This is a genomic window from Aerococcus viridans (genome assembly GCF_001543285.1).
Lineage (GTDB): Bacteria > Bacillota > Bacilli > Lactobacillales > Aerococcaceae > Aerococcus > Aerococcus viridans.
In genome coordinates, this window is the sequence record NZ_CP014164.1 from 994,188 (window position 1) to 1,006,532 (window position 12,345).

The 12,345-nt window shown below is 38.6% G+C and carries 10 protein-coding genes; 9 read left to right on the top strand and 1 reads right to left on the bottom strand.

The window, feature by feature from the left end:
* Window positions 1-67: 67 nt before the first annotated feature.
* Together AWM76_RS04780 and AWM76_RS04785 are read left to right on the top strand one after the other, a co-directional pair.
* The gene (locus AWM76_RS04780) at window positions 68-1,708 is read left to right on the top strand and encodes a peptide ABC transporter substrate-binding protein (protein WP_003143087.1); all 1,641 of its coding nucleotides are present in this window, start codon (window positions 68-70) and stop codon (window positions 1,706-1,708) included.
* A gap of 197 nt (window positions 1,709-1,905) precedes the next feature.
* Window positions 1,906-3,594 (top strand): peptide ABC transporter substrate-binding protein, encoded by a 1,689-nt coding sequence (locus AWM76_RS04785; protein WP_039935893.1) that lies wholly within the window; start codon window positions 1,906-1,908, stop codon window positions 3,592-3,594.
* A 414-nt stretch (window positions 3,595-4,008) separates the two neighbouring features.
* Here AWM76_RS04785 and AWM76_RS04790 read toward each other — a convergent pair whose 3' ends face one another.
* Window positions 4,009-4,383 (bottom strand): DUF3899 domain-containing protein, encoded by a 375-nt coding sequence (locus tag AWM76_RS04790; protein WP_003143091.1) that lies wholly within the window; start codon window positions 4,381-4,383, stop codon window positions 4,009-4,011.
* 61 nt (window positions 4,384-4,444) lie between these two features.
* Here AWM76_RS04790 and opp3b point away from each other — a divergent pair, with 61 nt between their 5' ends.
* The 7 genes from opp3b to rnr all read left to right on the top strand — a co-directional run bounded on the left by opp3b (window position 4,445) and on the right by rnr (window position 12,338).
* Window positions 4,445-5,389: an oligopeptide ABC transporter permease gene (gene opp3b, locus AWM76_RS04795; protein ID WP_003143093.1), complete on the top strand. Its 945-nt coding sequence runs from the start codon at window positions 4,445-4,447 to the stop codon at window positions 5,387-5,389.
* A gap of 1 nt (window position 5,390) precedes the next feature.
* Window positions 5,391-6,431 carry an oligopeptide ABC transporter permease gene (gene opp3C / locus AWM76_RS04800; protein ID WP_039935894.1) on the top strand — a complete coding sequence of 347 codons (1,041 nt, stop codon included), beginning with the start codon at window positions 5,391-5,393 and terminating at the stop codon, window positions 6,429-6,431.
* A 14-nt stretch (window positions 6,432-6,445) separates the two neighbouring features.
* Complete coding sequence (locus AWM76_RS04805; protein WP_003143095.1) at window positions 6,446-7,627, top strand: ABC transporter ATP-binding protein; 1,182 nt, start codon at window positions 6,446-6,448, stop codon at window positions 7,625-7,627.
* Window positions 7,620-8,561, top strand: a complete 942-nt coding sequence (locus AWM76_RS04810) for an ABC transporter ATP-binding protein (protein ID WP_106427315.1) — start codon at window positions 7,620-7,622, stop codon at window positions 8,559-8,561. Before AWM76_RS04805 ends, AWM76_RS04810 begins: the two co-directional genes overlap by 8 nt.
* Window positions 8,562-8,666: 105 nt before the next feature.
* Window positions 8,667-8,900 carry a preprotein translocase subunit SecG gene (secG, locus tag AWM76_RS04815; protein WP_003143098.1) on the top strand — a complete coding sequence of 78 codons (234 nt, stop codon included), beginning with the start codon at window positions 8,667-8,669 and terminating at the stop codon, window positions 8,898-8,900.
* A gap of 158 nt (window positions 8,901-9,058) precedes the next feature.
* Window positions 9,059-9,817 carry an alpha/beta hydrolase gene (locus AWM76_RS04820; RefSeq protein ID WP_003143100.1) on the top strand — a complete coding sequence of 253 codons (759 nt, stop codon included), beginning with the start codon at window positions 9,059-9,061 and terminating at the stop codon, window positions 9,815-9,817.
* Between the two features lie 4 nt (window positions 9,818-9,821).
* On the top strand, window positions 9,822-12,338 hold the full coding sequence (gene rnr, locus AWM76_RS04825; RefSeq protein ID WP_003143101.1) for a ribonuclease R: 2,517 nt from the start codon (window positions 9,822-9,824) through the stop codon (window positions 12,336-12,338).
* The last annotated feature ends 7 nt before the right edge of the window (window positions 12,339-12,345 follow it).

Sequence of the window (12,345 nt, forward strand, 5' to 3'; positions counted from 1 at the left end):
TGACATAATAAAATAATGAGATAAAATGATATTTATATTAAAAATATATTAGAAGTGGGGGATTTTTATGAAGATAAAGAAAAGTTTTTTGGTTACGCTAGCAACTGCGGCTTTATTAGGTGCTTGTGGTAGTAATGGGGGGAATACTGAAGCTGCAAATGGGGAAGCAAGTGCGGTAGTTAATTATGTGGCACCAACTGAAATTGCTACAATGGACTCAGTATTAGTAACAGATATGAATAGTGCTAACTATATTGGACATGTTCAAGAAGGTTTATATTGGGAAAATGATGTAAATGAAATCCAACCAGCCTTGGCTGAATCATTGCCAGAGGTTTCTGAAGATGGATTAACTTATACAATCAAAATGCGCGAAGACGCAACTTGGTCAAATGGTGATCAAATAACAGCTCACGATTTTGTATATGCAATTCAACGTTTAGCTAATCCAGATACGGCGGCACCATACTCATACTTACTAGCAGGATTTGAAAATGCTGAAGGTGTTTTGAATGGTGATCAAGCGGTTGAAGAATTAGGTGTTGAAGCTTTAGACGATTACACTATTGAAATTCGTTTAGAAACACCAATTCCATATATTGAAAACTTATTAGCTTTCACGCCACTATATCCACAAAACCAAGCTTTCGTTGAAGAAGCAGGGGATGCATACGGTACTGATTCAGAAAGTCTTGTTTTCTCTGGTCCATTTACTATGACTGACTGGGATGGTACAGGTTTAACTTGGTCGTTAGTGAAAAATGAAGACTACTATAATGCTGAAAATATTGCCATTGATGAAGTAGATGTTCAAGTTATCAAAGAAGTTTCGACAAACGTCAACTTATTTGAAGCAGGTGACGTTGATAACTCACTATTAACAGGAGAATTAGCTAAGCAATATCTAAATCATGAAAACGCTGTACAACAAGAGAAAGCAAGAAACTACTGGGTAGCCTTCAACTATAATAACGAAGTATTCCAAAATAAAAATCTTCGGGAAGCGATCGACTATGCAATCAACAACGAAGAGTTGGCAACTAATGTTATTGGTGATGGATCAAACCCTGTATCTACATTTGTACCTGAAAACTTTATCTTTAACCCAGAAACAGAAGAAGACTTTGTCTCTGAAGTTGCAATTGAAGATAAATACGATCCAGAAGAAGCAGCTAGACTTTGGGCATTAGCACAAGATGAATTGGGTGTTGAAACATTAACACTGAACTTATTAGGTGATGATGACGAGAAAAGTAAAACAACAGCTGAGTATATCCAAGGACAAATTGCAAATAACTTACCAGGTGTCACTTTAACATTGCAAAATGTACCTAAGAAAAACCGTCTAAGCCAAGAAGATGCGCGTGATTATGATTTAGTTATTACAGGTTGGGCAGCTGACTTTGCAGATGGTATCAACTTCTTTGAATTATTTGAAACCGATGGCCCATACAACCGTGGGGACTACTCAAACGAATCTTATGATGCAGAAATTACTGCTGCTAAAGGTGAAAATGCCAATGATCCAGTAGCACGTTGGGAAAACTTTGTTGCTGCCCAAGAGGTATTAACAGAAGATGCGGCATGGATCCCGTTATATCAAGAAGTAGAAACACAATTAAGAAATCCTAAATTAGAAGGTATCACTTTCAGATCGGTAGGCAACGAATTTGACTTACGTACTGCCACTTTAATTAGTGCAGAATAAAATACAATAATTGAACAAGTGACAAGACAACCGTAGATAAAATTTCAACGGTTGTCTTTGTTTATGAGGGGATTATGAATATTTCATGAAAATAATGAGAAAAAAAGATTGACAACGTATTCAAAATCTAGTAAATTGTTTCCATGTTGTAATAAATATCTAATTAAGCAATTTGCTTAAATATGGAGGATGTTCTTATGGAAAGAAAAAGTTTATTAAAATCACTTGCAGTGATAGGTTTATCAGGTCTAGTTTTAGCGGCCTGTGGTAATAGTAGTGACAATTCAGGCTCAAATGGTTCAGGCTCAAATGGTTCAGGCAATGGCGAACAAGTATTGAACTGGACGACATCTTCTGAATTACCAACAATGGATACGACAATGGTTACAGATACAGTTTCATTTGATATCATGAACAACGTTAATGAAGGTTTATACCGTCAAAACGCTGAAGGTAAATATGAAGCTGGTGTATTAGACGGCGAACCGGAAATTTCTGAAGACGGTTCTGTATACACATACAAAATTAAAGAAGATGCTACATGGTCAAATGGGGACCCTGTAACAGCTAATGACTTTGTATATGCATGGCAACGTTTAGTTGATCCTGATACAGCAGCGCCATACTCATACTTAGCGGACGGTATCATCCAAAATGCAACTGAAATCATCGCTGGCGAAATGGAACCTTCAGAGTTAGGTGCTGTTGCTGTAGATGAAAAAACATTAGAAGTAACATATGCGAAACCCGTGCCATATTTGGAAGGTTTACTATCAATGGCACCATTCTACCCGCTTAACCAAGCTTACGTGGAAGAACAAGGTGATAGCTATGCAACAAACTCAGATACAGTTTTATATAATGGACCATTTGCCTTATCTGGTTGGGATGGTACAAACTTGAACTGGTCATTAGTGAAAAATGATAGCTATTGGGATGCAGATAATGTTCAGTTAGATACAGTTAACTACCAAGTACTTAAAGAAACTTCAACTGCATTAAATCTATTTGATTCTGGTGAGATTGACTATACTACAGTATCTGGTGAATATGTAGCGGCTCGTGAAGGTGATCCAAACATGGATAATGCGCCTGAATCGGTAGTATTCTTTATCAAGATGAACCAAGAACGTAACGGTGAAGAAACACCATTAGCGAATACAAATATTCGTCGTGGTATCGCACAAGCGATTGATAAACAATCATTTGCAGACCAAGTGTTACAAAATGGCTCGCTACCTGCTGACTACTTAGTACCAGAAGGATTAGCAAGCAATCCGTCAACAGACGTTGACTTCCGTGAAGATTCAACTGAAGGTACAGGATTTGTTGACTATGATGTAGAAGCTGCTCAAGAAGCTTTCAATGCTGGTTTAGAGGAGTTAGGTACTGACTCAATTACACTTGAATTATTAGTAGATGATACAGAAAATGCGAAACGTTCAGCTGAATATATCCAAGGACAATTACAAACAAACTTACCAGGTTTACAAGTTCAAATTGTATCAGTTCCATTCAAGAACCGTATAGCAGCTAATAACAGTCAAGATTACGATTTACAAGTCTCAGGTTGGGGCGCTGACTATGCTGACCCAATTAACTTCTTAGAATTGTTCGTAACTGATGGAAATAATAACAATTCTGGCTACTCAAACGAAGAGTACGATGCGTTAATTCAAGCTGCATCAGATGAAACTGAAGACTTAGATAAACGTTGGAGCGATTTAGTCGCAGCTGAGTCTTTAATTTTAGAAGAAGCTGGTATCGCACCATTGTACCAACGTTACGGTGCTTACTTAGAGCAACCAACAGTTGAGGACGTTGTTCACCACCAAGTTGGTGCATCAACTTCATTCAAATGGGCTTCAAAAACAGCAGCAGAATAATTTCAGCTGACATTTGAAACTTATTGAAACAACCCGCTAAGCCTTGGCGGGTTGTTTTTATTATGATATGTGAGGAATGTTGACGCTAAATGATAATTGTGTTAGAATTTGTATTGTTTTTGGTGAATGTTTCTAAGAGATTGACTAGATTATAAATAATTCTAGACATGCCACCAAATTGATTTATTTGCGTTTTATGGCGGGCTAGGATTATGAACCCCGGTAGTACTAATTGGGTAATAAAAAGGCCTTAGCCGCAGATTAAGACCAAATTGAAGGTGGGTTGATAGGGATTTGCTTACTAGAAGTTAGGTAAGAAAAATAACATGATTAGGAATATAATGTTTCATGGTAATGATAACTAGTATAACATATCATAAAAGGGGCGGATAATTTGGTCCACCCCGGGTAATTCTATATAATGTAATAGGCGATTAGGAAGATTAAACTTATTGCTAATAAGCTGCCACCGATTTTTAGGAAGCCGATGTACCAGTTGCCAATTGATTGGGACAAATTTTGTACATTTCTTTCTGAGTCATCATCATTTTTTGAATTATTTTGTGAGAAAACACTTGGTTTCCACTTACGCCAACTGTACTGAAACAGGTCAAAAGTCCCGTCTTTAAAGATTAATCCGAATAAACCGAGGATTAAAAAGGGCGCTGATAAGTAAAAGTAGCTGTTGCTCAAGTAAAATAAAGTGATACCTTCTTGCAAAAAAATTGATATAATGAACGGTATCGTGGCAAAAAGCAAAAGGATGCTTTTCCAACGTTTATAAATCATTGATAGATCAAATCCTTTCAGATATGTCAATAATTTAACACAATATAGGAGGTGAAGCAATTTGAAATCGTATTACAAATATCTACTTCGAAGAGTATTTTATATGTTCTTAACAATATTTCTAATTGCAACAATTACATTTTTCTTAATGAAACTGCTTCCAGGTACACCTTTCCAAAATGAGGACCGGTTATCTGCGGAACAAATAATTATTATGAACGAACGTTATGGTTTGAATGATCCAGTGATCGTCCAATACGCACGTTACATGTTAGGTATTTTTACAGGTGATTTAGGTGTATCTTTCCAATTCTCAAATACACCAGTTACTGACTTATTAAGTAGCCGTATTGGACCGTCATTACAATTGGGTGGTCAAGCAATCTTGTTCGGTACATCATTTGGTATCATACTAGGTGTTATTTCAGCTATGTACAAGAATACTTGGATTGACTCTACTGCTACATTCGTGGCTATCTTGGGTCGTTCAATTCCTAACTTCGTTTTCGCGGTATTACTACAACTAGTATTTGCCGTACAATTAGGTTGGTTCCCAATCGCTTTATGGAACGGTTCATTTGCAGCAACAGTCTTACCGACATTAGCATTGGCCATTTCGCCATTAGCCGATTCGAGTCGTTTCATCCGTACCGAAATGGTCGACGTATTGAATTCAGACTATATTGAATTAGCGCGTGCGAAAGGTTTAAGCAAAACAGCCGTAGCTTTCAAACATGGTGTACGTAATGCCTTAATTCCATTATTAACATTGTTAGGGCCATTAACTGTTGCCTTGATGACAGGTTCAATGGTAGTAGAAAACATTTACGCAATTCCTGGTATTGGTGAGCAATTCGTTAAATCAATCCAAACAAATGACTATCCAACAATCATGGGTATCACAATTCTTTACTCATTCATGTTAGTGTCAATGTTATTAATTGTAGATGTGTTATACGGTATCGTAGACCCACGTATTCGTGTAAGTAATGAAGGAGGGGAATAAGATGGCTGAAAACAATCAATCATATAAATCAATTGCAGCTGACAAATTCCGCCCAGCTACGCAACATGACCACGTCGCTGAACGTGAGCAAATTGCTGGAGAATCATTGAACTTCCTTCAAGATTCTTGGCGTCGTTTAAAGAAAAATAAAGTAGCGATTGTATCCCTAGTGGTATTGATCATTATCGTCATTCTTGCTATCTTGGCGCCAGTGATTGCACCTGCAGATCCAAATGCGCAAAACGTAGCCTTTGCCAACCTACCACCAAAGATTCCTGGATTGGAAAACTTTGCTTGGTTTGATGGTAAATCAGAAGTAGCCGGAACAGCTATTGACCAATACGCTACCAATAATGTACCAGAGGGCGTTTACTACTACTTAGGTACTGACGCTTTAGGACGTGACTTATTATCACGTGTCTTATACGGTACACGTGTATCGCTATTTATCGGTATGATGGCTGCCTTATTCAACTTAGTAATCGGTGTACCTTACGGTATTATTTCGGGTTGGAATGGTGGTCGTATTGACAACATCATGATGCGTTTCTTAGAAATCCTATCAGGTGTACCGAACTTGGTTATCGTAATCCTAATGTTATTAGTATTACAACCAGGTATCATGTCAATCATCATTGCATTAGCAATTACAGAGTGGATTTCTATGGCTCGTGTAATTCGTGCGCAAACAATGAAAATTAAAAACCAAGAGTACATCTTGGCTGCCCGCTCTTTAGGTGAATCTGCATGGAAAATTTCCTTCCGTCACATCTTACCTAACCTGTCAGGTATCATTATTATCCAAACAGTATTCTCAATTCCGTCTGCGATTTTCTTCGAAGCGTTCTTGAGTTTCATCGGTTTAGGTATTCCAGCACCAAATGCTTCTCTAGGTACATTAATCAATGATGGGTACAAGACATTTAGATTCTTGCCTCATTTAATGTGGTACCCAGCGGGTGTAATCTGTATCGTCATGATTGCATTCAACATGTTAGCAAATGGTTTGCGAGATGCTCTAGATCCAAAAACGAATGATTAAGGAGTTGAGCAGAATTGAGTAATAAAACAGAAAACATTTTAGAAGTAAAAGACTTAGAAATTAATTTCAAAACGTATTCTGGTGATGTTCAAGCCATTCGTAAAGTGAACTTTGACTTGAAACATGGGGAAACGTTAGCAATCGTAGGTGAGTCTGGTTCAGGTAAATCTGTAACCGTTCGTACCGTAATGCGTTTATTAGCTAATAACGCTGATGTTAAAGGTGGTCAAATCCTTTTTAACGGCGAAGACTTATTGAAGAAATCTGAAAAAGAGATGCAAGGTATTCGTGGTAAAGATATCGCCATGATCTTCCAAGATCCGATGACTTCATTAAACCCTACAATGAAAATTGGTAAGCAAATTGCTGAACCGATTATCTTACACCAAAATAAATCTAAAAAAGAAGCCTATGCAAGAGCGGAAGAATTACTAGAATTAGTAGGTATTCCAAAAGCACACGAACGTATGGACCATTATCCACACCAATTCTCAGGTGGACAACGTCAACGTATCGTTATTGCGATTGCCTTGGCATGTAACCCGCGTGTCTTAATTGCGGATGAGCCAACAACGGCTTTAGACGTAACCATACAAGCACAAATTCTTGAATTAATGAAAGAATTACAAGATAAAATTGATACATCAATCATTTTCATCACACATGACTTGGGTGTTGTTGCAAACGTTGCTGACCGTGTGGCCGTTATGTACGCTGGTAAAATCGTTGAATACGGTGATGTGGACGAAATCTTCTTCAACCCACAACATCCTTATACATGGGGGCTAATCGGTTCAATGCCAACATTAGATACTGCAGGTAAATTGGTTTCAATCCCTGGTACACCACCAGACTTATTGGATCCGCCAAAAGGTGACGCCTTTGCCTTACGTTCTGAATACGCGATGGAAATTGATTACTTGGAACAACCACCGTTGTTCCAAGTATCGCCAACACATGCCGCTGCAACTTGGCTATTACACCCAGATGCACCAGCAGTAGAAGCGCCAGCTGAAATTCAACGTCGTCACAAAATCTACGAAAGCCTATCTAAAGGTATCGTGCAAGAAGGCTACAACGATGGTGCACCTCGAGCTGAGTTAGATGAGCATACTGAAGTGGTTACATCAGCTGATACTGAAGGTGTAATCGCTACAGGTGGAGTAGATATGGAAGGAGATGACGCAATTGGCTAATGAGCAGGAACCAATTTTAAAAGTTAGAAATTTAAAACAATACTTCAATGAAGGCTCAAAAGGTGAAGTACGCGCCATTGACGATATCTCTTTTGACATTTTCAAAGGTGAAACATTTGGTTTAGTTGGTGAGTCTGGTTCTGGTAAAACAACTACCGGACGTGCTGTTATGCGTTTATACCAACCAACTTCAGGTGAAATCATTTTTGAGGAGAAAGATATTGCTTCATTAAAAAACCGTCGTGATATGTTAGACTTCCGTAAAGACATACAAATGATTTTCCAAGATCCGTACGCATCTTTAAATCCTCGTATGAAGGTTGAAGATATTATTGCTGAAGGTCTAGAAATTCACGGTTTGGTGAAGACAAAAGCTGAACGTAAAGAGAAAGTCGCTGATTTATTAGAGCAAGTTGGGTTAAACCCACAACATGCTACCCGTTACCCACATGAGTTCTCAGGTGGACAACGTCAACGTATCGGGATTGCACGTGCACTTGCAGTGGCACCAAAAATGATTGTAGCGGATGAGCCGATTTCAGCCCTTGACGTATCGATTCAAGCCCAAGTAGTTAACTTACTTGAAGAATTACAAAAGGACTTTGGCTTAACATTCCTATTCATCGCCCATGACCTTTCAATGGTGAAATACATTTCTGACCGTATTGCCGTAATGTATATGGGTAAAATAGTAGAACTTGCTGATGCTGACGAATTGTATTACCACGGTCTACACCCTTATACGAAGAGTCTTTTATCTGCAATTCCTTTACCAGATCCAATTTACGAACGCAACCGCCAACGTATTACTTACAACCATGAACCTTTCAAAGGTGACGAATCAATGGTTGAAATCGCACCAAACCACTTTGTATACTGTTCACCAAATGAAGTTGAATTATATAAAGAAATGCGTGCAAACCAAGACGAATAATCAAATAGAAAAGGTGACTTCGGTCGCCTTTTTTATTTGCCCACAATTGTATGTTAACCATACTTATGGTAGAATAACTAGGACATTAAAACGGAGGGGTATCTTTTGTATAATATATTATTAACCATTCTAATTATTATCGCCTTTTTACTAATTCTAGTAGTTGTTGCACAACCTTCTAAAGGAAACAGTGCAAGTAACTTAACTGGTGGTGGCGATGCAATGTTTGGTAAAAAGAAAAAAGCACGCGGATTTGAAGCTGTTTTAAATCGATTTACAATCATCTTAGGTGTAGCCTTTATGGTGATTGCCTTACTATTAGCAAACTTATCTTCATAACATTTGGGCGGTTCTGCTAGGGGACCGCTATTTTTATGCCTTACGTTTGCTGATGACAATGCAATTAATTGATTTAAAAGTGAATAAAACTTACAATGGAATAGCGAAGTCATTATGTATAAATTATGATAATATAGTAAGATTGAGAGTGGATATGCATGCAAGCAAAATTACCAGAACCATTTTTCTTTGAGGGTGATGAAAGGGCAGTAATCCTTTTCCACGCCTTTACAGGTACTTCGAACGACGTGCGGATGTTAGGACGTCGGTTAAATCGCGAAGGTTACACTGTTTATGCACCTCATTTAACTGGACATGGCACTATGGACGTCTTCGATTTAATTAAGGATGGCAATCCAGTTGCATGGTTACAAGACGGTCAAGATGCCTACGATTTTATGCTTGAAAAAGGCTATAAGCAGATGGCAGTTTTTGGCTTGTCATTAGGTGGGACAGTGGCTATTTCCGTGATTTTAAATAATCCGGCAATTGGTGGGGGCGTATTTAATACACCTGTTGTCACAGATCAAGCTATTACTGATTCCAATGTACCAACATCATTTATGACCTATGCCCGAAAAGTCCAAAAATACGCTGGTAAGACCGAAGCAGAAATTAACCAGTCGGACGACAAAGTAGCCCAACAATTACATACAACCCTTACCGGTGTACATGCCATTAACCGTGATTTAAGCGCACGACTAGATGAATTGAAAGTGCCAATCTACATTGCAGCTTCTGGTCAAGATGAATTAGTTGACCCAACCGCTGGAGAGCAGTTTGCAGATGCCATTACCACTGCACCCGTTTATTTAAATACTTTTAATTCAGCAAGGCATGTAATCACAGTCGGTAAATACCACCACGAATTTGAAGACACAGTAATAGAATATTTAAACAACCTAAATTGGGAGTGAAATAGTGAGTAGAAAAATTAATTATATGAAAAAAGAAATCCTTGCCGAGTTGGCGAGTTCAGAAGAAAATTACACAGCACAAACTTTAAGCCAAGCCTTGTCTTATGACCAAGCAGATGATTTTGCCGATTTGGTGAAAACTCTCGCTAAATTAGAGCAAGCTGGTGACATTGCCATTACAAGCAACGGTACCTTAAGTATCAAACAAGACAAAGCCACATATACAGGGGTATTTACTCAGAATGCACGTGGATTTGGTTTCGTCAAAACTGATGAACTTGAAAAAGACATTTTCATCGGTAAAGGCAAAACCAATGGTGCCTTGCAAAGTGATGAAGTGCGGGTGAAAATCACTAGAGAAGCTCTTCCTGTCAATGACAAGTCAGCTGAAGGTGAAATTGCTGAAGTATTAGTCCGTCATACAACACGCCTTACAGGTGAGTTTACGCCCTTTAATGATAATGATAAAGCGTCAACAGGTTTTATCGGTAGCGTGAAACCGCAAAACCATGGTTTAGACAATTTAACCGCCTTAGTAAGACCAGATGGCTTACACCCAGTAGAGGGTGAAATTGTTGTTGTCGAAATAGTGGATTATCCAGATGACCAACACCCATTTGCAGTTGCAGGTAACGTCATACAACAAATCGGTCATAAAGATGAGCCGGGTGTAGATATCCTTGCCATTTTAAACATGTTTGAAATTCCGCATGAATTCCCTAATGAAGTTTTAGATCATGCCAATGAAGTGCCTGAAACCATCTCAAATGATGACTTAAAAGGACGTAAGGACCACCGTGACCTGTTGACTATTACAATTGATGGGGCAGATGCAAAAGACTTGGATGATGCCATCTCATTAAGTAAATTGCCAAATGGAAACTATCAATTAGGCGTCCATATTGCTGACGTGTCTTATTATGTGACAGAAGATTCAGCAATGGATAAAGAAGCCTATGAACGTGGGACGTCAGTTTATCTAACAGATCGCGTAGTCCCAATGTTACCGCAACGTTTATCTAATGGTATATGTTCATTACATCCAAATGTGGACCGTTTAACAATGACAGCTATCATGGAAATTGACCACAACGGCGGTATTGTTGATTATGATATTCATCCGTCAATTATCCACTCAGATTACCGAATGACTTATTCAGATGTAAATGCCATTATCACAGATAATGATTCAGAATTACGGGAAAAATACAGTGAAATCACTGACATGTTAGAAAATATGGCAACCTTACATGAGATTTTATACAATAAACGTGTTAGTCGTGGTGCCATTGACTTTGACTCTAGTGAAGCTAAAATTATAGTTGATGGTGAAGGTCATCCTACTGCGATTGAAGTACGTGAACGTGGCGTTGGGGAGCGGATGATTGAATCATTCATGTTATCAGCCAACGAGACTGTAGCTGGCCACTTTACAAGAAAAGTATTGCCATTTATCTACCGTGTCCATGAGCAACCGGATGAAGACAGAATGCAGCGTTTCTTAGAATTTGTGACGGCCTTTGGTATTGTGCCACAAGGGACAAAATCTTCTATCCGTCCAAAAGATATTCAAAATGTCTTGCGCGAGGTTGAAGGGGAGACTTTCCAACCGGTTGTATCCATGATGTTACTGCGTTCGATGAAACAAGCAAAATATGATATTGAACCAATCGGCCATTATGGTTTGGCGGCTGAAGATTACACCCACTTCACATCACCAATCCGTCGTTACCCAGACTTGATTGTTCACCGTTTAATTCACTTCTATGAAAGTCATGCACGTCCAAATGCAGACAAACAAGAGAAAATGAAGATGAAATTATCTGACATCGCAGAACATTCTTCTAAGATGGAACGTCGTAGTGTGGATGCTGAACGTGAAACAGATAGTTTGAAGAAAACAGAATTTATGTTGGATAAAATTGGCATGGAATTTGAAGGAATCATTTCGTCGGTTACTGGTTTTGGTTTATTCGTTGAATTACCAAATACAGTTGAAGGTTTAGTCCATATTTCTATGCTAAAAGACGATTACTACAACTTTGTAGATAGCCAGTTAGTGTTGATTGGGGAGAATACTGGAAAAACTTACCGTATTGGGGACAGAGTGACTGTTAAAGTGATGGATGTTAACACAGATACACGTGACATCGATTTTGTCATTGTGAAGAGCGAAGATAACGGTGAATCAACTAGTTTACAGCGTCAAGATAACCGTAAAGGTGGACGTGGCAATAATAAAGGCCGTAAAGGCAACAATAGAAGCCGTAGACGCCAACAAGATAAAGAATCAAATGGTGGCAACCGCCGAAATGACCAATCTGGTGCTAGCAAGTCTCATAAGGAGAATAAGAACAAGCACACAGGTAAACCTGGTCAGAAGGGTAAGAAGTCCGGTAGCAAGCCACAGAACGGCAAAGCTGGCGGTCAAGGACAAAATAATAAGCAAAATAGCAATAGTAAGAGTAAAAAATCAAATCAGAAACGGCGCTTTGTCATTCGTCAAAGTAAACGCAAATAAAAGATTT